Below are 23,045 nucleotides of genomic sequence, written 5' to 3'. Positions count from 1 at the left end.
GACGCGTCAAGGGGGTGGGGGAGTCGGCTCAGGTCCGCAGCTGCGTCCACTGCCCCTCGGACACGACGCGGACCTCCCCGTCGACCACCGTGATCGCCGTCTGGTCGTCGATCGCGTAGGCCGGGTGGTCGATGCCGGTCACCCACTCCTCCGCCTCGGCCATCGAGTTGCCGGGCATGCCGTCGGGGTGCGCCGACCCTCCCGCCCCCGGCATCGCGGTGACCGATTTGGGTGATGGCGACCGGGTGCTGCCCGGGCGTAGGTTCGGACATCGGCCATTCGAGCACCGGAGCCCACCATGCGCATCTCCCGGACGCCCACCACCTCCACCGTCGTCGCTGCCCTGCTCCTGGGACTCCTCGCCACGCTGACCGTGGCGGTCGGCGCCGCGACCGGCGCCGGTCGTACGTCCGCTGTCAAGGCGTGCGCCAGCAAGAGCGACGGCTCCCTCCGCCTCGTCGGCACGAAGAAGTCGTGCCGCAGGGGCGAGCAGGCGGTCACCTGGAACAAGCGGGGCGTCCCGGGCTCGGACGGCGTCGACGGGACCAACGGTGCTGCCGGCGCCGCAGGCGCTGCCGGCGAGCGGGGGCCGGCCGGGGCCCCGGGCGTGTCCGGCTACCAGATCGTGGAGCGGTCCACCCCGGTCGACGGGTTCTTCCTCGGGAGCGCCGAGGTCGCCTGCCCCGCCGGGAAGAGGGTGGTCGGCGGTGGCGTCAGCGCGCTCAACGCGGCGGGACGGGACGTCGGGACGAGCACCTTCCTGGTCCGCGCCGAGTACCCGTCGGCGGACGGATCCAAGTGGGGCGCCGTCGTCGAGAACGGCAGCGGCACCGTCGTCAGCCGGTTCGTGATCCGCGCCATCTGCGTCACCGCCCTGGACTGAGCGTCAGCCTCTGGCGTCGCGTCGCTCCTGCAGACGCGCGCGGGCCTCGGGCAGGTAGGCCAGGCACGGCGCCTCGGCGTCGGGGTGCTTGGACGTGAGGTGCAGGATCCATCGGTCCATCGCGGCCATGTAGCCGTTGTCCTCGCCCGGCCGGCGCGTGCCCCAGGCGCGGGTGCCGGTGCCGGGCCGCGGCACCTCGCACTGCGTGCACGAGATCGTGTAGGCGTACGAGCCGTCGGGGCTCTCGTCGATGCGGACCACGGCCAGCGGTCCCGCCTCGGCGCTGGCCTTGCGCTGTCGGGCAGATCGGGTGGCGGGCACAGGGGACCTCGGTTCGTGCTCGGGGATGGCCGTCCCAGCCTAGGCACCGGCGGAGGTGCCGAGCTGCGGGGGCAGCGGTACGCCTCTCGGGCGGATGCCGTCCTCCGCTCTCGCCTACGCTGACGCCATGCTCGTGAGCGGCCTCGCCATCCACCCCGTCAAGAGCACGGCGATCCGGCCGGTGGACAGCGCGCGGGTCCTGCTCGGCGGCCTCGAGAGCGACCGGACGTGGATGGTGGTCGACGGCGAGGGGACGATGGTCACCGCCCGCGAGGCGCACTCCCTGTTCAGGATCGTCGCCGACACGCCGGCCACCGATCCCGCGCTGCAGCGAGGGCTGCGGCTGCGCGCCGACGAGATGCCGGACCTGCTCCTGGACCCGCCGAGCGGGGAGCGGGTGCGCACCCGGCTGTTCGGCCAGCAGCTCGAGGGCGTTCCCGCCGGCCGAGAGGCTGACGCGTGGCTCCGGGCGGTGCTGGGCCGCGAGGACGTCCGCCTGCTCTGGTGCGACGAGCCGACCCGGCGCAGCCTGGACCCCGAGCACTCCCGGCCTGAGGACTTCACGGCGTTCGCCGACGGCTATCCGGTCACCATCGCGTCGCTCGCCTCCCTGCGCCAGCTCAACGCCTGGATCGCCGAGGGTGCGGTCCAGCGTGGCGAGGACCCGCCCCCGCCGCTTCCGATGGAGCGCTTCCGGCCCAACATCGTGGTGGACGGCGACCAGCCCTTCGCCGAGGACCACTGGAGCTCGGTGGTCATCGGGGACGTGCGGTTCCGGGCCGCCAAGCTCAATGCCCGGTGCGTGATGACGACGCTCGATCCCGACTCGCTGCAGACGGGCAAGGAGCCGATCCGCACCCTGGCCAAGCACCGGCGGGTCGGTCGCAAGACCCTGTTCGCGGTCAACCTGATCCCGGACACCACCGGTCAGATCAGCGTCGGCGATCCCGTCGAGGTCCGCTGAGGCCGTACGCGGGGCAGGGCGGACCGATGCCTCGCCTGCGCCGTTGACCCTTCCTATGGGGCGGGAGGCGGTGCGACGGCAGGCGGGGGTCGTTCTCGGGAGCGTTGGGTGACGACGTCGTCGAGGTAGCGCACGACAACAGCCAGCACTGCTGTCACCGGGACTGCGAAGAACGCACCGGTGACGCCGAACAGGGTGCCGCCGAGGGTGACCGCGAGCAGCACCACGGCCGCGTGCAGGTCCATCGACTTCGACTGGAGGAACGGCGAGAGCACGTTGCCCTCGAGCTGTTGCACGGCGACGACCAGCGCCAGGACGAGGAGAGCGCCGGTCGTGCCGTTGGAGACGAGCGCGATGAGCACGGCGAGGAGGCCGGACGCGAACGCGCCCACGATCGGGATGAATCCGGCGAAGAACGTGATGATGGCGAGTGGCACCGCCAGCGGCACGCCGATGAGGAGCAGCCCGCCGCCGATCAGCACGGCGTCGATCAACGAGACCAGCGCCTGGGTGCGGATGAACCCGCCCAGGGTGTCCCAGGCCCGTTGCCCGACGGACTGCAGGTGGTGTCCCGCGGTGTGCCCCGCCAGGCGACCGACCCAGGGCAGGAAGCGCCTCCCGTCCTTGAGGAACAAGAAGCTGAGGATGAGAACGAGCACGAGGTTGATGACGCCGTTCGTGACTGCTGAGACGCCGGTGAGGACTCCGGAGGCGATGCTGCTGGCGGAGCCCGCGAGCCGTTCCTGCAGTGCCTGCAGGGCGGCGTCGATCTGCTCCTTCGACACGAAATCCGATTCCTGGACCCACTCCTGCACGCGTTCGAGTCCGTCACTGGCGCTGTCGACGATGTCACCACTCTGTGCCGCCACGGACGGCGCGATGGTGAAGCCCACCGCGACGACGATCGCGACTGCGCCGAGCAACGTCGCGGCGGCTGCCAGGGCGTTCGGCAGGTGCGCCTTGGTCCGCAGGAACCTGGCGACGGGCGACAGGACGGTGCACAGGACCAGTGCCATCAGCACCGGGAAGAGGATGACCCAGGCATATCTGATGACGTATCCCAGGAGAACCGCGCCGAGAACGATGGCAGCCAGCCGCAGGCTCCAGCGTGCGGTCCAGGCCACACCCGCACCGATGGTCTCCTCCCGCGACGGCGGGTACGCCGGCACCGCGACGGGTGGGGTCGGCGGAGCAGTCTGTGGGTCGGGGGGAGGCGGAGCCTGCGAGCCGCGCCCGGACGAGAGCTTCCTGGTGAAGAGCTTCACGCCATGAGTATCCATCTGGACGGCGCATGAGCGGCACGCCTGTGCGGGTGCCGATCTGCTGGTGTCCGGGTGATCGTCCGCCGTCGGGGCGGGTCAGCGCACCGGGCCGTCCTCCGCGGCGGTGATCCGCGCGATCGGGGTGGGCGGGGACGCCGTCGGAAGGTCGACCCGAAGCAGCGCGCCTCCGCGTGCGGAGCCGGCGGCGGTCACCCGGCCGCCGTGGGCGGCGACGACCCGCTGCACGATCGACAGGCCGAGGCCGGATCCGGGCAACGCCCGGGCGCTGTCGGCCCGGTAGAACCGGTCGAACACCCGCGGCAGGTCGGCGGCGTCGATGCCCGGCCCGGCGTCGTCGACCTCGAGCACCGCGGACGCGCCTTCGGCACGGAGCCTGACCTGGACCTGCTCGTCCGCAGGGGACCACTTGCCGGCGTTGTCGATGAGGTTGAGGACCGCCCGCTGGAGCGCGGCGGGACGCCCGCCCACCCACACGGAGGTCACGTCGAGCGCGATCTCGACGTCGGGCGCGCGGGAACGCGCCAGGGCCGCGGCGGCCACCACCACGTCGGCGAGGTCGAGCAGCTCGGCGCTCTCGTCGGTGATGTCACCACGCGCCAGGTCGGTGAGCTCGGCGGCAAGGGTGCTCAGCTCGGCCACCTGGGCGCCGAGGTCGTTGAGCAGCCGGGTCCGGCTCTCCGCCGGCAGTGCGCTGTCCAGGGTCCCGCGCCGATCGAGCCGGATCAGCAGCTCGACGTTGAGGCGCAGGCTGGTGAGCGGGGTCTTGAGCTCGTGGGCGGCGTCCTCGGCGAGCAGCCGCTGGGCCCGACGGGAGTCCCGGAGCGCGGCGAGCATGTCGTTGATCGACCGGATCAGCCGCCGGATCTCCCCACCGCCCTCGTCCGGGATGTCGGCGTCGAGATCCCCCGTGTCCGCGACACGCACCGCGGCGGCGGTCAGCCGGTCGATCGGTGCCAGCCCGGCCCGCGCCACGGTCCGCCCGACGAAGGCGCCGCCGACCACGCAGAGCAGCCCGACCATGAGCATGCCGAACCCGAACCGGTTGATCGGGCTGTCGTCGGCGGCGCGGGCCACCTGGACCGCACCGGCACCCGCCCGCCGGGTGTGGATCACGTAGCCCTCCTCGGGGTCGTCCGACTCCATCAGGCCGGCCGGCGCGACCCGCCGGGCCTGCTCGGTGACCGGGGGCAGGGCGGGCTGGCCGGCCGGCGTCCGGGTCGAGCCGTCGGGCAGGAGGACCCGCACCAGGCGACCGGATCCGGGATACGGCGGCAGCTCCACCTGAGCCAGACCGGCGCGCTCGGCGGCCGTCGCCAGGACGCGGGAGTCGGCGCGCAGCTGGTCCTCGAGGCTGTCCCGCAGCTCCCGGTCCAGCAGCTCGCTGGCCAGCTGGAAGGCCACGAACACGCTGACCGCGATGGCCGTCGCCGCGATCACCGTCAGCCTGGTTCGCAGGGACCGCCCGCGCCACCACCGGGTCAGCCGGCGCGGCTCCCGGCCCGTGGGTCTGCTCATGGAGGAGTCTCGCGCAACGCGTAGCCCAGGCCGCGCAGCGTGAAGATCAGTCGCGACTGACCCCCGGCCTCCATCTTGCGGCGCAGGTAGCTCACGTAGACCTGGAGGTTGTTGGCGGTGGCGCTCATGTCGAAGCCCCAGATCGCCTCGAACAGCATCTCGCGGGTCACCACCCGGGTCGCGTTGGCCATGAGCACCTGCAGGAGGGAGAACTCCGTCCGGGTCAGGCGCAGCGGCCGCCCGCCGCGCCACGCCTCGAACCTGTCGGGATCGAGGCGGACGTCGGCGAACGACAGGACCTGCGACTCCTCGTCGGTCGCCGTGCGTCGGCGAAGCAGGGCCCGCACCCGGGCCAGCAGCTCCTCGGTGGCGAACGGCTTGGGCAGGTAGTCGTCGGCGCCCGCGTCCAGCCCCTCGACGCGGTCGGAGACCTGGTCACGAGCGGTCAGCATCAACACCGGCAGGTCCTGGCCCGCGGCTCGCAACCGCCTGCAGGTCTCGATCCCGCCGAGGCGGGGCATCATCACGTCGAGGATCAGCAGGTCCAGCGGGTCACTGCCGGCCCCCCCGACCCCGTCGAGGACGGCGAGACCGTTGGCGACGGTGCTGGTGTCATAGCCCTCGACCCGGAGCACGCGCTCCAGCGATTCACGGATGGCGGCCTCGTCGTCCGCGATCATGATCCGCACGCCGGCCCGCCCTCTCCCGTCGATGCTCCTGCCGCTCATTGTCCCCGATCCAACCTGCCCCGCGTTCGCCTCATCAGGGCTCGCGGGGGGAGACCGTCATGATGCCGATGCACATCTCGTCGCCGGTGCCGTCGCCCCACACCACGTATCGCGGCGGCAGCTTGCTCAGCTGGGGCACCTGCTGGCGCAACCCGGCGTCGTGCGTGCACGTCACCCGCAGGGTGTCCCCCGCATCGACCTCCACGGGCGACGGCAGCTTCACCATGTGCTGGTCGTCGAAGTCGAACTGCGGCACGTCCAGCAGGACCTTGGCCTGCGGCGTGCCCGGGTTGAGCTCGACCTTCAAGGACCGCCCGAGCATGTGCATGTGACCGAAACCGGCGAACACGGTCACCGGCTCCTCCACCACGTGGTCGCAGACCTGGGTGTCACCGGGCGTCGGCACGCCGCCCTCGTTGCACTCCTCCACCTGCTCGTCCGCGAACTCGCCGACCTCCGGCCCGAACCGCTTCGTCACGTCCGCGATCGAGGCCGCCCGGTCACACAGCGGACCCGACTCGCCCGCGGCACAGGGCAGGTCGGTCGGCGCGTCGAGCGACCACGTCTCGAGCTCCCGTGTCTGCGGCGTCCCGTCCGTCAGGCGCAGGCGCACCGCCGAGCGGTCCGACCCGGCCGGCTCGCCGTCGGTCGCGAGCAGGTTGTAGTGCATCTGGAAGACGATCAGGCTGCCCGGCTCGAGCTTGAAGCCGGCGTCCAGGTCGAGCAGCGTCTCGGCGGCGCCCGGCGCCCAGGTGTCCACCCACGCCGCGCCCGGGTCGGCGCCCTCGTCGTCGTCCTCCACGTCGGCTCCCTCGACGCCGGTCCCGCCGAAGCACCGCCAGCCGAGGCCGGGAGTCCTCGCGTCCTGCTCGCGCACCGCGTCGGCGTCGCGCGGCGGCACGGCGTACACGATGCCGTGGTGCGCGATGGCGACGTTCTCCGGCATGACCTGGGTCCCGGTCAGGAACGCCTCCTCGGTCAGGCCCGGATCGAGCACCTGGCACCGGTACTCGTCCAGGGCGCCCTCCGGCGGCTCGGGCGTGTAGGCCTCCGCCATCCTCAGCTCGACGAACCGCTCGCCGGCGCGCAGCGGCTGCGGGGGAGCCGACGACCCGCCCGCGTGCATGCTGTGCGAGGCGTCTCCGGGGGGCGCCGTGTCGTCGTCGGCGTCCGAGCTGCAGGCGGCGACGGCCAACGCCGTCGCGAGCACCGTGGTGGCCGCCGTGAACCTCCGCCATGCACCGGACGGCGCCGCGTTGACTGCCATGACTGGCCTCCTGCTTCGTAGTGCCTCGTCTGTCTGAGGCCTACGTCCTACCGAGCGAAACTTAGACACCTGTTAGAGCGATGAGACGGCCCGGAGTCGGTCTCGGGCCCCTCGGGTCAGAGGATGGAGCGGCCTCCGCCGCGACCCGGACCCAGTGTCAGTGGGCCCTGGAAGAGTGTCTCCATGGCGGCGATGGCACACGTCGACGACCACAGTGGTCCGACCACATCGGCAGGGGTTCCCGGCGCGAGTGGCTCAGTCGCCGCGCAGGCGCGAGTAGCCGTGCTGGAGGGCGTCGGACGCGCCGACCACGGTGAGCACGGCCGCGGCGGCACGGGTCGGCCGGGGCGCGAACGCCATCCCGGCGACGTAGGCCGTGCCCACCCAGACGCCCAGGCAGAACGGGCAGGTCAGCAGCTCGCCCACGGTGTGGCGTACGCCGTGCTCGCCGCGCGACGACTCCACGTGCTCGCCCGATCCCGCGGCCGCGTCGAACTCGGTGAACGGCGCGCGCAGCGGGCTGGCGACCGACGAGCGGCTGAGCAGCCGCGTCAGCTTGTGCGTGGCGATCCCGCCGAGGGTGAGGTCCGTGAGGGAGTAGCGCTCGGGGAGCGAGCGTCCCGTGCCGCGGCCGAGGAGCAGCAGCCCGCCCACTGCGGCGACGTAGACCGCCATGCTGCCGGTGTAGCCGCGGAGGTCGACTGCGCCGTCCGGGTCGTAGCGGGAGGCGTCGAGGAGCTGGGTCATGCGCGTCCGTACCCCGTACCCGCCCCGACGATGACACGTGTGCCGGCCGATCAGGTCACAGCGGCCGGAGCCGGGCTCAGGAGTCGTGCAGCCGCGTCGCGACCTCGCGGCGCAGCACCTTGCCCATCGGGTTGGTCGGCAGCTCGTCCATGAAGACGACCCGGCGCGGCACCTTGTAGGGCGTCAGGCCCTCGCGGGTGTGGGCGCGCAGCTCGTCGGGCTGCACCGGCACCCCCTCCACGAGCACCACCGCGGCGACGACCTCCTCGCCGCCGTCCTCGTGCGGCATGCCGACGACCGCCACGTCGACGACGCCGGCATGGGTGCGGAGCACCGCCTCGACCTCGGAGGGATAGACGTTGAACCCCCCGGTGATGATGATCTCCTTGATGCGGTCGACGATCGTCAGGAAGCCGTCGGGCGACATGGTGACCACGTCACCGGTGCGGAACCAGCCGTCGTGGAACGCCACGGCGGTCTCCTCGGGCATCCCGCGGTATCCGGAGAAGACCTGCGGGCCCCGCACCAGCAGCTCGCCGCGCTCGCCCTGCGGGACGTCGCGGTCGAGGTCCTCGGGGTCGGCGACGCGGATCTCGACGTCGGGGAAAGGCACGCCGATCGAGCCGGGCCGGCGCGCCTTCGTCATCGGGTTGCCGACGATCACCGGCGAGGTCTCGGTCAGGCCGTAGCCCTCGACGAGCAGCCCTCCGGTGGCCGCCTCCCACCGCTCCACGAGCGCGGCCGGCAGCGGCATCGCCCCCGAGAGCGCGTAGCGGATGCCGCGGATCGAGACGTTGCGGCGCTCGGCCTCGTCGACGATGCGCTGGTAGAGCGGCGGCACGGCGGGCACGAAGCTCGGCACGTCGCGCTCGATGGCCTCCATGATCAGCCCGATCTCGGGCTTGGGCAGCAGCACCAGCTTGGCGGCCAGGCTCACCCCGAGCAGCACGCTGACGGTCACGCCGTAGGCGTGGAACATCGGCAGCGCGACAAGGAACGTCTCGGTGCCCTCCTGCAGGCCCGAGACCCAGACGCGGCCCTGGAGCACGTTGGCGACGAGGTTGCGGTGCCGCAGCGGCACGCCCTTCGGCACGCCGGTCGTGCCGGAGGTGTAGAGCAGCAGAGCGACGTCGTCCTTGCCGGGGCGGGGGTGCGACGCGTCGATCGGCTCCGCGGACGCCAGCTCGGACCACTGCGTGGCCTGCGGGGCGGGCGAGGTCAGCTGGTCGCGGGCCGCCCGCGCCTTCGCGATCGGCAGGCGCAGCGCGAGCCGCTTGGTCCACGGCAGGCGGGTGGTCATGTCGACGGCGACGATCCGCTCGAGCGGGGTCTCGCCGACGAGCCCCTCGACGACGGGCACGACCTTGTCCCACACGATCGCGACGCGGGCGCCGTGGTCGGCGAACGGGTAGCGCAGCTCGGCCGCGGTGTAGAGCGGGTTGTGCTCCACCACGGTCGCGCCGAGGCGCAGCACCGCGACGAACGCGATGACGTTCTGCGGGCAGTTGGGCATGACCAGCGCGACGTTGTCGCCGGGGCGTACGCCGAGCGCGTGCAGGCCGCCGGCGACGCGCTGCACCTCCTCGTCGACCTCGGCGTAGGTCGACTCCCGGCCCAGGAAGTCGAGTGCCGGCCGGTCCGGGTGGTCGCGCACCGCGCTCTCCCACAGGTCGAGGACCGTGGTGTCGCCGTAGTCGAGGTGCAGGGGCACTCCGGGTGCGTAGGAGTCTGCCCAGAGGGGTTGTCGAGCAGGCACGGCTTTCCTCGCGTTCGGGTGTCGCGGGACGGGGATCGCGACTGCTTCCAAGATATCGCTCGGACAGCAGGGTCCGGCAGGGCGTACCCGCTCCTGCCCCGCACCGCGACCTCGAGAGCAGTTCGGTCCCTCCGGTGGGGACCAAGGACCCTGACCCGCGTGCCGGTGAGCACGCAGGCTGGAGTCAGCACCAGACACAGACCAGGAGGTCACCATGTACGCCAGCACCAGCACCGCCCACCCCGCCGACGCCGTCGCCCGAGTCATGGTGTGGCCCGTGGCCACGGTGGGCACGGCGACGTCCCTGCTGGAGGTCGCCGAGGCGCTCGCCGCGGAGGGGGTCGGTGTCGTCGCCGTGGTGCACAACGACCGTCTCGCCGGACTGGTGTCCGAGCGCGACGTCGTGCAGCACCTCGCCCAGGGCGCCAACCCCGAGCACGTGACGGCCGCCGACGTGATGAGCGTCGATCTCGTCACCGTGGGCCCCGACGACCAGGTGCTCGACACCGCCCGCCGGATGGTGGAGGCCGACGTGCGGCACCTGCCGGTGATGGACGGCGACGAGATCGCCGGCATCGTCTCGATGCGCGACCTCTTCGGTGTGATCGTCGCCGCCGCCGCCCCGTGGGAGTGAGCCGGGGCCTCGAGCCGGTGGAGTGAGCCGCTCACCCCTCCCGGATCACAGCGCGGCCACCACCTCGGTGCCCTGCTTGATCGCCCGCTTGGCGTCGAGCTCGGCGGCGACGTCGGCGCCGCCGATCAGGTGCACCGCGGGTGCGTGCGTCGCCTCGTGGTCGAGGTCGTCGTAGAGGTCGCGCACGGAGTCCTGGCCGGCGCACACCACGATCGTGTCGGCCTCGAGCACGCGGGAGGCGCCGTCGACGGTGACGTGGAGGCCCTCGTCGTCGATGCGGTCGTAGGTCGCCCCGCGGACCTGGGTCACGTGTGACTGCTTGAGCACCGCGCGGTGCGCCCAGCCCGACGTCTTGCCGAGGCCGATGCCGATCGGCGTGGTCTTGCGCTGCACCAGCGTCACCTCGCGGGCGGGGGTGCGCGGCTTGGCCTCGGTGAGTCCGCCCTCGTGCAGCGCCGGGTCGCCGACGCCCCAGTGGGCCATCCAGTCCTCGAGGTCCTCCTCCTCGTGGGTGAGGAAGACGCTCACGTCGACGCCGATGCCGCCGGCGCCGATCACGACCACGCGGCGGCCAGGGACGACCGCGCCGCTCAGCACGTCGGCGTACGACGCCACGCTGGGGTGGTCGATGCCGGGGATCTCCGGCATCCGCGGCTCGACGCCCGTCGCGACGACGACCTGGTCGAAGCCGGCGAGGTCGGCGGCGGTCGCGGCGGTCGAGAGGCGGACGTCGACGCCGAGGACCTCGAGGCGACGGGTGAAGTAGCGCAGCGTGTCGGCGAAGTCCTCCTTGCCCGGCACGGCCATCGCCAGGCGGAACTGGCCGCCGAGCTCGGGCGACTTCTCGAAGAGCGTCACCGCGAAGCCGCGCTCGGCGGCGCTGGTCGCCGCGGCGAGGCCGGCGGGACCGGCGCCGACGACGGCCACCGTCTGCGTGCGGAGCGTGGGCATCAGCACCAGCTCGGTCTCGTGGCAGGCGCGCGGGTTGACCAGGCACGAGGCGCGCTCGTTGCTGAAGACGTGGTCGAGGCAGGCCTGGTTGCAGGCGATGCAGGTGTTGATCTCGTCGGCCCGCTCGTCCATCGCCTTGGCGACGAAGGCGGGGTCGGCCAGCAGCGGGCGCGCCATCGAGACGAGGTCGGCCTCCCCGGCGGCGAGGATCTCCTCGGCCAGCTCGGGGGTGTTGATCCGGTTGGAGGCGCAGACGGGGACGTCGACGAGCTCCTTCAGGCGGGCGGTGTGCGCGCGCCACGCGCCGCGCGGCACCTGGGTGATGATCGTCGGCACCCGCGCCTCGTGCCAGCCGATGCCGGTGTTGAAGACGGTGACGCCGGCGGCCTGCAGGTGCAGGGCGAGCTCGGCGGTCTCCTCCCAGGTCTGGCCGCCCTCGACGAGGTCGAGCAGCGAGATCCGGTAGACGAGGGGGAAGTCGGCGCCGACCAGCTCGCGGGTGCGGCGTACGACCTCGACCGCGAAGTGCATCCGGCGCGCGGGGGAGCCGCCCCACTCGTCGTCGCGGTCGTTGGTGCGCGCGGCGAGGAACTGGTTGATCAGGTAGCCCTCGGAGCCCATGATCTCGACCGCGTCGTAGCCGGCCTTGCGGGCCAGCGCGACGCTCTTGGCGAAGGCGGTCGCGGTGCGGTCGACCTCCTTGCTCGACATGGCGCTGGGCTTGAAGGGCGTGATCGGCGACTTCTTGTCCGACGCGCTCTGCGAGAGCGGGTGGTAGCCGTAGCGCCCGGCGTGGAGCACCTGGAGCGCGATCGCGCCGCCGGCCCCGTGGACCGTCTCGGTGATCCGCTGGTGCCGCATCGCGTGGAGGCGGTTGGACATCTCGCTGGCGAACGGCTTGAGCCAGCCGCGCTTGGTGGGGGCGTACCCGCCGGTGATGATCAGGCCGACGCCGCCGCGCGCCCGCTCCTCGAAGAACGCCGCGAGCTTGTCGATGTCCCACGGGTGGTCCTCGAGCCCGGTGTGCATCGAGCCCATGACGACGCGGTTGCGCAGCGTCAGCGCGTCGGGCCCGGCGCCGAGGGTGATCGGCTCGAGGAGGTGGGGGTAGCGGGGGTGGGTCATGTCAGTCCCTCTCGTGGGCGTGCAGGTAGTCGGTGATCCAGTCGATCCAGAACCGCTCCAGCCGGATGCCGCCGCGCAGCACCAGCCACTGGTCGAGGCCCGCCTCGTCGAGGGCGTCCGGGTCGGGGAACTGCTCGCGCTCGAGCGCCTCGTAGTGCGCGAGCCTGGTGGCGTGGTCGGCGCGGGCGTCGGCGAGGTGGGCGCTCAGCACCGCGCGGTCGCCGTACGACGCCCCGCGCAGCTTGACCGCCAGCTCGCTGCGGAAGGTCTCCATCGGCATGGGCGTCGCCAGCCATTCCGCGAGCACCCGCCGGCCCTCGGCCGACGGGGTGTGGACCCGCTTGTCGGGGCGGCCGTCCTGCTCGACCACCTCCACGGCGACCCAGCCGTCGGCCTCCATCCGCGCCAGCACCCGGTAGATCTGCTGGTGGGTGGCGTGCCAGAAGAAGCCGAGCGACTTCTCGAACCGCCGGGTCAGCTCGAGCCCGCTCGCCGGGCGCTCGCTCAGCGCGACGAGGAGGGCGTGCTCGAGGGCCATGCGGGCATCGTGCCCCACCTATGCAACGAGTTGCAAGCCTCGTACGCTCGGGCGAAGGGCGGGCGCGGGCGGAGATCGTGGAGCTTCCGAGTCACCGGGTGGCTCGGATCCACCACGATCTCCCCGTCGAGGCGAGGGGGGTTGGTCCGCGTCGTCGGGCTCGTCCTGCTCCGCGAGCTCGCGGCTCGGCGTCGCCCTTCGGCTCACTCGAAGCCCGGGGGCACGTGGGTCAGGCGCTCCTCGGTGGTGAGGCCGTCGTGCGGGGTGCCCGCGTCGTGCCACGGCGCGCCGTGAGCCAGCCACTCGGCGCGGTAGGCCCGGGCGCCCGCGGGCGTGACGTCCTCGTAGCCGGCCTCGACCTCGCAGCACGGACAGATGTCGAAGTCCGGGCTCCGCCCGTCGTCCCCCCACGGCGGAGACGGCCACCGGTAGCCGCAGGCTCGGCAGTTGTGCTCGTCCCCGGCCGCGCGCAGGTGCGCCCGCAACGGCTTCAGGGCCGTCATTGCCGCCGGATGCACCTCGTCGCCGAACACGGTGAACCTGATGAGCTCGAGGTCGCCCTCGACGTTGCGCACGACCCTCGCCACCTCGGACGAGCCGGGCGAGTCGGTGCGCTCGAGCAGCGTCACGACGGACTGGAGCCCGGCCTGGAGCGTCTCCAGGTCGATCTCGTGGGCGGCGAAGGCGCGCACGGTCTCGGCAGTCGCGGCCAGCAGGGTCTGGTTGCTCATCAGGTGGCCCTCGTGATCACGGTGATGGCGATGTCGTCCTCGGTGACGATACGCACGCCGTCGGCTCGTAGATCTCGCCGATCGCCCCGGCGGGCGTCCGCACCGTGCCGGGCGTGACCGTGCCGAGCGGGTGGTCGAGGACGCGCGACCGGGCCGACCCTGACAGCGGTGGTGTCATGATCGGGCCATGACGTACGAGCTGGGGCAGGGCACCGGGCCGTTGCGGGGCGTGCGGGTGGTCGAGGTCGCCGGCATCGGGCCCGGCCCGCACGCGTGCATGATCCTGGCCGACCTCGGCGCCGACGTGATCCGCATCGACCGGCCGGATGGCGGGATGTTCGCGATGGGAGCCAAGGACGTGATGGCCCGCGGCCGGGCGAGCGTGGCCCTCGACCTCAAGCACCCCGACGCGGTCGCCACCGTGCTCGACCTGGTCGAGCAGGCCGACGTGCTCGTCGAGGGGATGCGCCCGGGCGCGATCGAGCGCCTCGGGCTCGGCCCCGACACCTGCCACGCCCGCAACCCGCGCCTGGTCTTCGCGCGGATGACCGGCTGGGGCCAGGACGGCCCGTGGAGCGGGGCCGCCGGGCACGACATGAACTACGTCGCGGTCAGCGGCGCGCTCCACGGCCTGGGCCAGGACCGCGACCGGCCGCACTTCCCGAGCAACCTCCTCGGCGACTTCGGCGGAGGCTCGACCTACCTCGTCATCGGCGTCCTCGCCGCGCTCCTCGAGGCGCGCGCCAGCGGGCGCGGCCAGGTGGTGGACGCCGCGATCGTCGACGGCACCGCCCACCTCAACGCGATGGCCTCCACGTTCGCCGCGATCGGCCTCGCCACCGGCACCCGCCGCTCGGGCCTGCTCGACGGCGGCACGCCGTGGTACGACCTCTACGAGACCGCCGACGGCCGGCACGTGAGCGTCGGCGCGCTCGAGCCGCAGTTCTGGGCCGCGCTCGTCGAGCGCGTCGGCGTCGACCTGCCCGACCGCGACGACCCGGCCAACCACGCCGGGATCCGGGACGCGCTGACCCGGCGGTTCAAGGAGCGCACGCAGGCCGAGTGGTGCGAGGTCTTCGACGGCACGGACGCCTGCGTCGCGCCCGTCGTACCCCTGTCCGAGGCCCCCGCCCACCCCCACCTCGCCGCCCGCGGCACCTTCGTCGAGCGCGACGGGGTCACCCAGCCGGCGCCCGCGCCGCGCTTCTCGCGCACCACCCCCACCCTGGGCCTCGCGCCGGCGCTGCCGGGGCAGCACACCCGCGAGGCGCTCGAGGCGTGGGGCGTACGCGATGTCGACCGGCTGCTCGCCGACGGCGCGGCGGCGCAGGCGTGAGGCCCTTCCTCTTCCTCGGCACCCGCGCGGAGGACGACGTCGCCCAGCAGGAGTACGACGCGGTGCTGGCCGGCTGCGGCCTGCGCCCCGAGGAGCTGGTGCGCGTCCGGCTCGAGGCCGAGCCGCTCGGCGAGGTCGACCTCGCCGCGTGGTCCGGGGTCATCCTCGGCGGCGGCCCCTTCAACGTCTCCGACCCCGAGGACGTGAAGTCGCCGGCGCAGCGCCGGGCCGAGGCCGAGCTGCACCGGCTCGCCGAGCGGGCGGTCGCGGCCGACTTCCCGTTCCTCGGCGCCTGCTACGGCATCGGGGTGCTCGGCACTCTGGGCGGCGGCGTCGTCGACCGGACGTGGGGCGAGCCCATCGGCGCCCTGCCCGTGGGGCTCACCGAGGCCGGCCGCGCCGACCCCCTGTTCGGTGTGATGCCGGGGGAGTTCCTGGCCTACCTCGGTCACAAGGAGGCGGTCTCGCGGCTGCCCGACGGCGCGGTGCTGCTCGCCTCGACGCCCACCTGCCCCGTCCACGCCTTCCGGATCGGACGCCACGTCTACGCCACGCAGTTCCACCCCGAGCTCGACGCCGTCGCGATCTGCGACCGCATCGACGCCTACAGCGCCCACGGCTACTACGAGCCGCACGAGCAGGAGCACCTCAAGTCGGCCGCCCGCGAGGCGATGGTCGCCGAGCCGGTGCGGCTGCTGGCCAGGTTCGTCGAGCTCCACGCCCGCGCCTGAGCCCGTCTCTGGGAGGGTGAGGCGGTGGACGTCGACACGCACCCGGTCGCGGCGCGCCGCGCGCGCCTCGCCGTGCCGGTGGTCGTCGTCGCCCAGCTGCTCGGCACGTCGCTGTGGTTCAGCGCCAACGCCGCGGCCGCCGATCTCCGCGAGGTCTGGGACCTGACCGACGCGGGCCTGGGCAGCCTCACCGTCGCCGTGCAGTCGGGCTTCGTCCTCGGCACGCTCCTCGCGGCGGTGACCAGCCTGCCCGACCGCTTCCCGGCGAGCCGGATCTTCGCGGTCGCCTGCGTGCTCGGCGCGGGCAGCAACGCCGGCTTCGCGCTGCTCGCCGACGGCACGGCCGAAGGGGTGGCGTGGCGGTTCGTCACCGGACTCAGCCTGGCCGGCATCTACCCGCTGGGGATGAAGCTCGTCGTCTCCTGGTCCCCCGACCGCGCCGGCGAGGCGCTCGGCTGGCTCGTCGGCATGCTCACCCTCGGCACCGCCCTCCCGCACCTGATCACCTCGCTCGGCCTCGGCTGGCAGTGGCAGGCCGTCGTCCTCACCTCCTCGGTGCTGGCCCTCGCGGCCGGCGTCGTGGTGCTGCTGCTCGGCGACGGGCCCCACCTGCCGCGCGGAGGTGCCGCCGGGCTGCGCCCCGGCGCCGTGCTCCAGGCGTTCCGGGTGCGGGGCTACCGGGGTGCGGCGCTGGGCTACTTCGGGCACATGTGGGAGCTCTACGCCTTCTGGACCCTCGTGCCGCTGCTGCTGCTCGACCTCCTCGGCGACCGCGGCACGACCCTCAACGGCTGGGCGTTCGCGGTGATCGGGGCGGGGGCGCTCGGGTCGGTCGCCGGGGGCTGGTGGAGCCGGCGCGTCGGCGGCGTACGCGTGGCCGCGACCGCGCTGTCCGTCTCCGGCGCCGCCTGCCTGCTCTACCCGCTGGTCGCGCGCGCCCCGGTCGCGCTCGCGCTGGCGCTGCTGCTCGTGTGGGGCGTCGCGGTCGTCGCCGACTCGGCCCAGTTCTCCGCACTGTCGGCCCGGGCGTGCCCGCCCCACCTCGTGGGCAGCGCGCTCGCCATCCAGAACGGCCTGGGCTTCGGCCTCACCATCGGTGCCATCGCGCTGACCGTCGCGCTGGTCGGCGACCTCGGGCCGCTGGTGTCGCTGCTCCTGCTGCCCGGCCCGGTGCTCGGGCTCGCGGCGATGGCGCGCAACCTGCGCTGACCTGTCACTCGTCGTCACGCCCTGGGCTCGCGTCACCTACCCTCGGGACGTGAGCAGTGGCGAGCACGTCGACGTGCTGATCATCGGGGCCGGGCTGTCGGGCATCGGCGCGGCCGCGCACCTGGCCACCGACCTGCCGCAGACGACGTACGCCGTGTGGGAGCGGCGCGACGCCAGCGGCGGCACGTGGGACCTCTTCCGCTACCCGGGCGTGCGCTCCGACTCCGACATGCACACGCTGGGCTACCGCTTCCGGCCGTGGCGCGGCGACACGGCGCTGGCCGACGGCGCCTCGATCCTGGCCTACCTGCGCGACACCGCGCGCGAGCACGGCGTCGACCGCCACATCCGCTACGGGCACCGCGTCGTCGCGGCGGACTGGGACTCGAGCGCCGCACGGTGGACGGTGACCGCCGAGGTCGACGGCGAGCGGCGCACCATCACCGCCGGCTTCCTCTGGGCGTGCAGCGGCTACTACGACTACGACGCCGGCCACGCCCCGCACTTCGAGGGACAGGAGCGCTTCGGCGGCCGGCTCGTGCACCCGCAGCGCTGGCCCGACGACCTCGACCACACCGGCAAGCGCGTGGTCGTGATCGGCTCGGGCGCCACCGCCGTCACCCTCGTACCCGCCCTCGCCGACACGGGCGCCGCGCACGTCACCATGCTGCAGCGCTCGCCGACCTACGTCCTCCCGGTGCCGGCCACGGACGGGGTGAAGGGGCGGCTGACCAGGCTGGTGGGGGAGGACCGCTCCTACGTCGTGACCCGCTGGAAGAACATCGCGCTGCAGGCCGCGCTCTACCGCGCGAGCCGCCGCCGCCCCGACCTCGTGCGCCGCTTCGTGCGCCGGGTCAACGTGGCGCAGCTGCCGGCCGGCTACGCCGTCGACACCCACTTCAACCCGGCCTACGACCCGTGGGACCAGCGGATGTGCCTGGTGCCCGACGGCGACCTGTTCCGGGCCATCGGCGACGGACGCGCGGAGGTCGTCACCGACCGCATCGCCACCTTCACCGAGACCGGCGTGGAGCTGGAGTCGGGGCGGCGGCTCGAGGCCGACGTGGTCGTGACGGCCACCGGCCTGTCGCTGCAGGTCTTCGGCGGCGCCGAGCTCAGCGTGGACGGCGAGACCGTCGAGCCCCGCGACACGATGGCCTACCGGGCGATGATGCTGTCCGGGGTGCCCAACTTCGCCTTCACGATCGGCTACACCAACGCCTCCTGGACGCTCAAGGCCGATCTCGTCAGCGAGTACGTCGTCCGGCTGCTGACGCGGATGCGCGCCACCGGGGAGCGCTCGGTGGTGCCGGTGCGCGACCCGTCGGTCGAGGAGGTCCCGCTGATGGACTTCGACGCGGGCTACATCCAGCGGGTGGTCCACACGCTGCCGCGCCAAGGCACCGTCGCCCCGTGGACGCTGCGGCAGAGCTACCTCCACGACGCCCGCACGATCCGCCGCGCGCCCCTCGACGACGGGGTCCTGGACTGGTCGTGAGAGCCGCTTCCATGGAAGCGCTCTCACATTCCGGATCGGTTTCGTCCGCAAGCCGTTGACAGGTCATGTGACCGTCGTCATAGTTGCTGGCGGACGGAAGTGGAAGCGCTCTCACACCGCTCACGTCCACCTCCGGCCGGGCGACCAGCCCGGCACCCCGCAGGACGGCAGGAGTGCAGTGGTGCAGACAGCAAGCAGGACCCAGCGGACCCGGCGGGTGCGACTCGCCTCGAGCGCACTGATGGCGCTCACCCTCGCGACGACCGCGGCCGCGTGCAGCAACGACGACGACTCCGACGGATCGAGCGCCGATGGCGCGACCACGATCACCGTCGCGACGTTCAACGAGTTCGGCTACGAGGACCTCATCGAGGAGTGGAACGCCGACAACGACGACATCAAGATCAAGCAGGTCAAGGTCGGCACCTGGGACGACGCCAAGGCCAACCTCTACACCAAGCTCGCGGCGGGCTCCGGCCTCTCCGACATCGAGGCGATCGAGGGCGACGCGATGCCCGCGATCATGGCCGAGAGCGGCGCATTCGTCGACCTCACCGACCCCGAGCTCGAGGGCCGCTGGCTCGACTGGAAGGCCGAGGCCGGCACCAACGCCGACGGCCAGATGATCGGCTACGGCACCGACGTCGGGCCGGAGAGCATCTGCTACCGCGCCGACCTGTTCAAGAAGGCCGGCCTGCCCACCGACCGCGAGGAGGTGGCCAAGCTGATGGGGACGTGGGACGACTACTTCGCGACCGGCGAGAAGTTCGTCAAGGCGATGCCCGGCACCGCGTGGTACGACTCCTCCGGCGCGCTCGCGCAGGCGATGCTCAACCAGGTCGAGTACCCGTTCGAGACCGACGAGGCCACCATCGACGTGGACAACCCCGAGCTCCAGGCGGTGTGGACCGCCGTCACCGACAACATCGAGAGCGGGCTGTCGTCCAAGATCCCGCAGTGGAGCGACGACTGGACCGCGCAGTTCCAGGACGACGGCTTCGCCACGATCGCCTGCCCCGGCTGGATGATGGGCATCATCGAGGGCAACTCCGAGGGCGTCGAGGGATGGGACATCGCCAACGTCTTCCCCGGCGGTGGCGGCAACTGGGGCGGCTCGTTCCTCACCGTCCCGGCGCAGGGCGACAACATCGAGGAGGCCAAGGAGGTCGCCGCCTGGCTGACCGCCCCCGAGCAGCAGGCCAAGGCGTTCGAGGCCGTGGGTGCGTTCCCCAGCCAGGTCGAGGCGCAGGACGCCCCGGAGGTCAAGGAGGCGGTCAACGAGTTCTTCAACGACGCGCCCATCGGCACCATCACGGCCGAGCGCGCGGCGGCGATCACGGTGCAGCCGTTCAAGGGCCCGAAGTACTCCGACATCCTCTCCGCGTTCCAGGCCGCCATCCTGCGCGTCGACGACGGCTCGCAGGACCCCGACACGTCGTGGGAGCAGTTCCTGACCGACGTCGAGGCCCTGGGCTGACCCGGCCCCGGGCACCCCACCACCCGATCGGCGAGACGTGACCACTCATCTCCCCACCCGGGGCGACGGCACCGAGCAGGTGCCGTCGTCCCGGGCCCGGCTCCCGGCCGGCCGCGACCCCGGGCGGCGCCCGCGGCCGTGGAGCCACCGGCTGAGCCGGCTCGACGTGGCGCTCTCGCCCTACCTCTACATCGCCCCGTTCTTCATCGTCTTCCTCGTGGTCGGCATGTTCCCGCTGGCCTACACCGCGTGGGTGTCGGTGCACGACTGGAGCCTGCTCGGCGGCCAGGGCGACTTCGTCGGCCTCGGCAACTACCGCGAGGTCATCGACAACCCCTACTTCACCAAGCAGCTGGTCAACACGATCAGCATCTTCCTGATCTCCTCGGTGCCGCAGATCCTGCTCGCGCTCGTGGTGGCCGCCCTGCTCGACAACCAGCTGCGGGCGCGCACGACGTGGCGGATGAGCATCCTGCTGCCGTTCGTCGTCTCGCCCGTGGCCGTGGCGATCATCTTCGGCAGCCTCTACGGCGACCGCTACGGCCTGGTCAACGAGCTCCTCGGCATGGTCGGCATCGACCCGATCGCGTGGCACACCGACCGGCTCGCCAGCCACGTCGCGATCGCGACGATGGTCAACTGGCGCTGGACCGGCTACAACGCGCTGATCTTCCTGGCCGCGATGCAGGCCGTGCCCCGCGACCTCTACGAGTCGGCCGCGATCGACGGAGCCGGCCGGGTGCGCCAGTTCCTGTCCATCACCGTGCCGATGATCCGGCCCACGATGGTCTTCGTCATCATCACCTCCACCATCGGAGGTCTCCAGATCTTCGCCGAGCCCCGCCTCTTCGACGACACCGCGGCCCGCAACGGAGGCAGCGACCGGCAGTTCGGCACCATCACGATGCTGATCTACGACTTCGGCTGGCAGCTGCGCGACCTCGGCCGCGCCTCGGCCACGGCCTGGCTGCTGTTCCTCGTGATCTGCGTCTTCGCCATCGGCAACTTCCTGGCCATCCGCCGCTTCGGCACCCGGGGAGGATCCCGATGAGCCGGCGCCCGGGGTTCCTCGTCTACGGGCTGCTGGCCGCGTTCGCGCTCGGCTCGGCCGCACCGCTCTACTGGTCGTTCCTGCTGGGCTCGCAGACCAAGGAGGTGGCCGCGCAGGGCATCCCGCCGCTGCTCCCGGGCGGCCACTTCATCGACAACGCGCAGCGCGCGCTCGACTCCGTCCCCTTCTGGAAGGCGCTGGGCAACAGCCTGCTCGTCTCGACCGTCACCGCGTGCTCGGTGGTCTTCTTCTGCACCCTCGCCGGCTACGCCTTCGCCAAGCTCCGCTTCCGGGGCAACGGGCCGCTGATGGTCATGGTCGTCGCGACGATGGCCGTGCCCACCCAGCTCGGCGTCGTCCCGCTGTTCATCCTGATGTCCAAGCTGGGGTGGGCGGGCAGCATCTGGTCGGTCGTCATCCCCTGGCTGGTGACCGCCTTCGGGGTGTTCTTCATGCGCCAGTACCTCGTCGACGCGGTGCCCGACGAGCTGATCGAGGCCGCGCGGATGGACGGGTGCTCGCAGATCCGCACCTTCCTCACGGTCGCCGTCCCGGCGGCGCGACCCGCCGCGGCGATCCTGTGGCTGTTCACCTTCATGCAGGTGTGGACCGACTTCTTCTGGCCGCTGATCGCCCTGCCGTCGGACAACCCCACCATCCAGGTGGCGCTCAACCAGCTGCAGAGCGGGTACTTCAAGGACTTCAGCATGGTCCTCGCCGGGACCACCCTGGCCACCGTCCCGCTCCTCGTCCTGTTCGTCGTCGCCGGTCGCCAGCTCGTGACCGGGATCATGCAAGGAGCCGTCAAGGGATGACCATCCACACCACGCCCGCCGCCACACCCGCCGCCACCGCCATCGACACCGAGGCCGCACGCTTCCCGACCGACTTCGTCTGGGGCATGGCGACCGCGTCCTACCAGATCGAGGGCGCCGTCGCCGAGGACGGACGTACGCCGTCGATCTGGGACACGTTCTCCCACATCCCCGGTGCGGTGCTCAACGACGACACCGGCGACGTGGCCTGCGAGCACTACCACCGGATGCCCGACGACGTGGCCCTGCTGGCCGACCTCGGTGCGACGTCCTACCGCTTCTCCGTCGCGTGGCCGCGGGTGCGACCCGACGCCGGTCCGGTCAACGCAGCGGGGCTCGCCTTCTACGACCGGCTCGTCGACGAGCTGCTGTCGCACGGGATCGCGCCGTGGCTGACGCTCTACCACTGGGACCTGCCGCAGGTGCTCGAGGACGCCGGCGGGTGGACCAACCGCGACACCGCCCACCGGTTCGTCGATCACGCCATCGCCGTGCACGACGCCCTGGGCGACCGGGTGCCGACCTGGACCACCCTCAACGAGCCGTGGTGCTCCTCCTTCCTCGGCTACACCGCGGGCCACCACGCCCCCGGACGCCAGGAGGGGGCCGCGGGCCTGATCGCGGCCCACCACCTGCTGCTCGCGCACGGGCTCGCGACGCAGGAGCTGCGCAGCCGGGGCGTCGACCGGCTCGGGCTCAGCCTCAACTTCACCGTCCCCGACCCGAGCGACCCGAGCGACCCGGCCGACGTCGACGCCGCGCGGCGCATCGACGGCCTGCACAACCGGTTCTTCCTCGACCCGGTCTTCCGCGGCGCCTACCCCGCCGACGTGCTCGACGACACGGCCGCGCTGACCTGGCAGGGCCGGCCGTGGCTCGACGTGGTGCGCGACGGCGACCTCGACGTGATCTCGTCCCCGATCGACGTGCTGGGCGTCAACTACTACCACGGCAACGAGGTGTCGGGTCACCCGCGCACGGACGTCGTCGGCCTCGGTGCCGACCACCCCGAGCGGGTGGCGCTCTCGCCGTTCCCCGGCTCCGAGCACGTCACGTTCCCCAGCCGCGGGCTGCCGCTCACCGACATGGGGTGGGAGATCCAGCCCGACGGCCTGCACCGCCTGCTGCGGCGCCTGCACGACGACTACCCCCGCCTGCCGATCTACCTCACCGAGACCGGCGCGGCGTTCGCCGACGCCCCCGACTCCCAGGGCCGGGTCCACGACCCCGACCGGATCGCGTTCCTCGACTCCTACCTGCGCGCGGTGCACCGCGCCATCGAGGAGGGCGTCGACGTGCGCGGGTTCTTCCACTGGTCGTTCTGCGACAACTTCGAGTGGGCCTTCGGCTACGCGAAGCGCTTCGGCCTGGTCCACGTCGACTACGCCACCCAGCGGAGGACGCCGAAGTCCAGCGCCCACTGGTACGGCGAGCTGGCCCGCTCCGGGAGCCTGCCGCCACCGGTGGGCGGGGCGCACTAGCGTG

General features: G+C 72.6%; 22 protein-coding genes. 11 read left to right on the top strand and 11 right to left on the bottom strand.

All coding sequences use genetic code 11. The features are described from left to right. Positions 1 to 28: 28 nt before the first annotated feature. Positions 29 to 178, bottom strand: a complete 150-nt coding sequence (locus tag AC3X7Z_RS14050) for a hypothetical protein (RefSeq protein WP_206054450.1) — start codon at positions 176 to 178, stop codon at positions 29 to 31. 120 nt (positions 179 to 298) lie between these two features. Here AC3X7Z_RS14050 and AC3X7Z_RS14045 point away from each other — a divergent pair, with 120 nt between their 5' ends. Beyond that, a complete protein-coding gene (locus AC3X7Z_RS14045; protein ID WP_489976314.1) occupies positions 299 to 883 on the top strand; it encodes a hypothetical protein in 585 nt (194 codons plus the stop codon). Between the two features lie 3 nt (positions 884 to 886). On the opposite strand, the gene AC3X7Z_RS14040 is transcribed toward AC3X7Z_RS14045, so the two are convergent. Further along, on the bottom strand, positions 887 to 1,204 hold the full coding sequence (locus AC3X7Z_RS14040; RefSeq protein WP_186339527.1) for a hypothetical protein: 318 nt from the start codon (positions 1,202 to 1,204) through the stop codon (positions 887 to 889). 127 nt (positions 1,205 to 1,331) lie between these two features. On the opposite strand from AC3X7Z_RS14040, the gene AC3X7Z_RS14035 reads away from it, so the two are divergent. Next, a complete protein-coding gene (locus tag AC3X7Z_RS14035) occupies positions 1,332 to 2,168 on the top strand; it encodes an MOSC domain-containing protein (RefSeq protein WP_489976313.1) in 837 nt (278 codons plus the stop codon). A gap of 53 nt (positions 2,169 to 2,221) precedes the next feature. Here AC3X7Z_RS14035 and AC3X7Z_RS14030 read toward each other — a convergent pair whose 3' ends face one another. The 6 genes from AC3X7Z_RS14030 to AC3X7Z_RS14005 all read right to left on the bottom strand — a co-directional run bounded on the left by AC3X7Z_RS14030 (position 2,222) and on the right by AC3X7Z_RS14005 (position 9,464). Further along, positions 2,222 to 3,433: an AI-2E family transporter gene (locus AC3X7Z_RS14030; protein ID WP_489976312.1), complete on the bottom strand. Its 1,212-nt coding sequence runs from the start codon at positions 3,431 to 3,433 to the stop codon at positions 2,222 to 2,224. Positions 3,434 to 3,526: 93 nt separating this feature from the next. Then, positions 3,527 to 4,966: a HAMP domain-containing sensor histidine kinase gene (locus AC3X7Z_RS14025; RefSeq protein ID WP_489976311.1), complete on the bottom strand. Its 1,440-nt coding sequence runs from the start codon at positions 4,964 to 4,966 to the stop codon at positions 3,527 to 3,529. Next, positions 4,963 to 5,694 (bottom strand): response regulator transcription factor, encoded by a 732-nt coding sequence (locus AC3X7Z_RS14020; RefSeq protein ID WP_186339523.1) that lies wholly within the window; start codon positions 5,692 to 5,694, stop codon positions 4,963 to 4,965. The genes AC3X7Z_RS14025 and AC3X7Z_RS14020 overlap by 4 nt, the downstream gene beginning before the upstream one ends. 34 nt (positions 5,695 to 5,728) lie before the next feature. Beyond that, positions 5,729 to 6,961, bottom strand: a complete 1,233-nt coding sequence (locus AC3X7Z_RS14015; RefSeq protein ID WP_489976310.1) for a monooxygenase — start codon at positions 6,959 to 6,961, stop codon at positions 5,729 to 5,731. A gap of 255 nt (positions 6,962 to 7,216) precedes the next feature. Further along, positions 7,217 to 7,708, bottom strand: coding sequence for a DUF1360 domain-containing protein (locus AC3X7Z_RS14010; RefSeq protein ID WP_186339521.1), 492 nt, complete (start codon positions 7,706 to 7,708; stop codon positions 7,217 to 7,219). Between the two features lie 76 nt (positions 7,709 to 7,784). Continuing rightward, positions 7,785 to 9,464, bottom strand: coding sequence for a long-chain-fatty-acid--CoA ligase (locus AC3X7Z_RS14005; RefSeq protein WP_277395304.1), 1,680 nt, complete (start codon positions 9,462 to 9,464; stop codon positions 7,785 to 7,787). A gap of 214 nt (positions 9,465 to 9,678) precedes the next feature. Here AC3X7Z_RS14005 and AC3X7Z_RS14000 point away from each other — a divergent pair, with 214 nt between their 5' ends. Further along, positions 9,679 to 10,098 carry a CBS domain-containing protein gene (locus AC3X7Z_RS14000; RefSeq protein WP_489976309.1) on the top strand — a complete coding sequence of 140 codons (420 nt, stop codon included), beginning with the start codon at positions 9,679 to 9,681 and terminating at the stop codon, positions 10,096 to 10,098. Positions 10,099 to 10,143: 45 nt separating this feature from the next. Here the strand turns inward: AC3X7Z_RS14000 and AC3X7Z_RS13995 are convergent, their stop codons facing one another. The 3 genes from AC3X7Z_RS13995 to AC3X7Z_RS13985 form a co-directional block, all read right to left on the bottom strand. Next, complete coding sequence (locus AC3X7Z_RS13995; protein WP_489976308.1) at positions 10,144 to 12,174, bottom strand: NADPH-dependent 2,4-dienoyl-CoA reductase; 2,031 nt, start codon at positions 12,172 to 12,174, stop codon at positions 10,144 to 10,146. A 1-nt stretch (position 12,175) separates the two neighbouring features. Next, entirely contained in the window at positions 12,176 to 12,712 is a 537-nt protein-coding gene (locus tag AC3X7Z_RS13990; protein ID WP_489976307.1) for a PadR family transcriptional regulator, read from the bottom strand. A gap of 203 nt (positions 12,713 to 12,915) precedes the next feature. Continuing rightward, the gene (locus AC3X7Z_RS13985) at positions 12,916 to 13,443 is read right to left on the bottom strand and encodes a hypothetical protein (RefSeq protein WP_186339516.1); all 528 of its coding nucleotides are present in this window, start codon (positions 13,441 to 13,443) and stop codon (positions 12,916 to 12,918) included. A gap of 187 nt (positions 13,444 to 13,630) precedes the next feature. Between AC3X7Z_RS13985 and AC3X7Z_RS13980 the strand changes: the two genes are divergently transcribed. The 8 genes from AC3X7Z_RS13980 to AC3X7Z_RS13945 all read left to right on the top strand — a co-directional run bounded on the left by AC3X7Z_RS13980 (position 13,631) and on the right by AC3X7Z_RS13945 (position 23,041). Then, a complete protein-coding gene (locus tag AC3X7Z_RS13980) occupies positions 13,631 to 14,779 on the top strand; it encodes a CaiB/BaiF CoA transferase family protein (RefSeq protein ID WP_489976306.1) in 1,149 nt (382 codons plus the stop codon). Continuing rightward, positions 14,776 to 15,510 carry a glutamine amidotransferase gene (locus AC3X7Z_RS13975; RefSeq protein ID WP_489976305.1) on the top strand — a complete coding sequence of 245 codons (735 nt, stop codon included), beginning with the start codon at positions 14,776 to 14,778 and terminating at the stop codon, positions 15,508 to 15,510. The genes AC3X7Z_RS13980 and AC3X7Z_RS13975 overlap by 4 nt, the downstream gene beginning before the upstream one ends. Positions 15,511 to 15,534: 24 nt before the next feature. Further along, the gene (locus AC3X7Z_RS13970; RefSeq protein ID WP_489976304.1) at positions 15,535 to 16,719 is read left to right on the top strand and encodes an MFS transporter; all 1,185 of its coding nucleotides are present in this window, start codon (positions 15,535 to 15,537) and stop codon (positions 16,717 to 16,719) included. 49 nt (positions 16,720 to 16,768) lie between these two features. Further along, on the top strand, positions 16,769 to 18,217 hold the full coding sequence (locus AC3X7Z_RS13965; RefSeq protein WP_489976303.1) for a flavin-containing monooxygenase: 1,449 nt from the start codon (positions 16,769 to 16,771) through the stop codon (positions 18,215 to 18,217). Between the two features lie 181 nt (positions 18,218 to 18,398). Further along, positions 18,399 to 19,694: an ABC transporter substrate-binding protein gene (locus AC3X7Z_RS13960; RefSeq protein WP_206054681.1), complete on the top strand. Its 1,296-nt coding sequence runs from the start codon at positions 18,399 to 18,401 to the stop codon at positions 19,692 to 19,694. Positions 19,695 to 19,731: 37 nt separating this feature from the next. Further along, positions 19,732 to 20,745, top strand: a complete 1,014-nt coding sequence (locus AC3X7Z_RS13955) for a carbohydrate ABC transporter permease (protein WP_241005253.1) — start codon at positions 19,732 to 19,734, stop codon at positions 20,743 to 20,745. Further along, positions 20,742 to 21,560, top strand: coding sequence for a carbohydrate ABC transporter permease (locus AC3X7Z_RS13950; RefSeq protein WP_489976302.1), 819 nt, complete (start codon positions 20,742 to 20,744; stop codon positions 21,558 to 21,560). Before AC3X7Z_RS13955 ends, AC3X7Z_RS13950 begins: the two co-directional genes overlap by 4 nt. After that, complete coding sequence (locus AC3X7Z_RS13945) at positions 21,557 to 23,041, top strand: GH1 family beta-glucosidase (protein ID WP_489976301.1); 1,485 nt, start codon at positions 21,557 to 21,559, stop codon at positions 23,039 to 23,041. The genes AC3X7Z_RS13950 and AC3X7Z_RS13945 overlap by 4 nt, the downstream gene beginning before the upstream one ends. Positions 23,042 to 23,045: the final 4 nt, after the last annotated feature.

The organism is Nocardioides sp. Z24_21, assembly GCF_058134345.1.
This window is presented reverse-complemented; position numbering and strand designations above follow the sequence as displayed.

Excerpts from the sequence above, each read along its gene's own strand:
- AC3X7Z_RS14010 (WP_186339521.1), bottom strand. The coding sequence starts at position 7,708 with ATGACCCAGCTCCTCGACGCCTCCCGCTACGACCCGGACGGCGCAGTC.
- AC3X7Z_RS13985 (WP_186339516.1), bottom strand. The coding sequence starts at position 13,443 with ATGAGCAACCAGACCCTGCTGGCCGCGACTGCCGAGACCGTGCGCGCC.
- AC3X7Z_RS13950 (WP_489976302.1), top strand. The coding sequence starts at position 20,742 with ATGAGCCGGCGCCCGGGGTTCCTCGTCTACGGGCTGCTGGCCGCGTTC.
- AC3X7Z_RS14050 (WP_206054450.1), bottom strand. The coding sequence starts at position 178 with ATGCCCGGCAACTCGATGGCCGAGGCGGAGGAGTGGGTGACCGGCATC.
- AC3X7Z_RS14020 (WP_186339523.1), bottom strand. The coding sequence starts at position 5,694 with ATGAGCGGCAGGAGCATCGACGGGAGAGGGCGGGCCGGCGTGCGGATC.
- AC3X7Z_RS13945 (WP_489976301.1), top strand. The coding sequence starts at position 21,557 with ATGACCATCCACACCACGCCCGCCGCCACACCCGCCGCCACCGCCATC.
- AC3X7Z_RS13995 (WP_489976308.1), bottom strand. The coding sequence starts at position 12,174 with ATGACCCACCCCCGCTACCCCCACCTCCTCGAGCCGATCACCCTCGGC.
- AC3X7Z_RS14015 (WP_489976310.1), bottom strand. The coding sequence starts at position 6,961 with ATGGCAGTCAACGCGGCGCCGTCCGGTGCATGGCGGAGGTTCACGGCG.
- AC3X7Z_RS14025 (WP_489976311.1), bottom strand. The coding sequence starts at position 4,966 with ATGAGCAGACCCACGGGCCGGGAGCCGCGCCGGCTGACCCGGTGGTGG.
- AC3X7Z_RS14000 (WP_489976309.1), top strand. The coding sequence starts at position 9,679 with ATGTACGCCAGCACCAGCACCGCCCACCCCGCCGACGCCGTCGCCCGA.
- AC3X7Z_RS14045 (WP_489976314.1), top strand. The coding sequence starts at position 299 with ATGCGCATCTCCCGGACGCCCACCACCTCCACCGTCGTCGCTGCCCTG.
- AC3X7Z_RS14035 (WP_489976313.1), top strand. The coding sequence starts at position 1,332 with ATGCTCGTGAGCGGCCTCGCCATCCACCCCGTCAAGAGCACGGCGATC.
- AC3X7Z_RS13980 (WP_489976306.1), top strand. The coding sequence starts at position 13,631 with ATGACGTACGAGCTGGGGCAGGGCACCGGGCCGTTGCGGGGCGTGCGG.
- AC3X7Z_RS13990 (WP_489976307.1), bottom strand. The coding sequence starts at position 12,712 with ATGGCCCTCGAGCACGCCCTCCTCGTCGCGCTGAGCGAGCGCCCGGCG.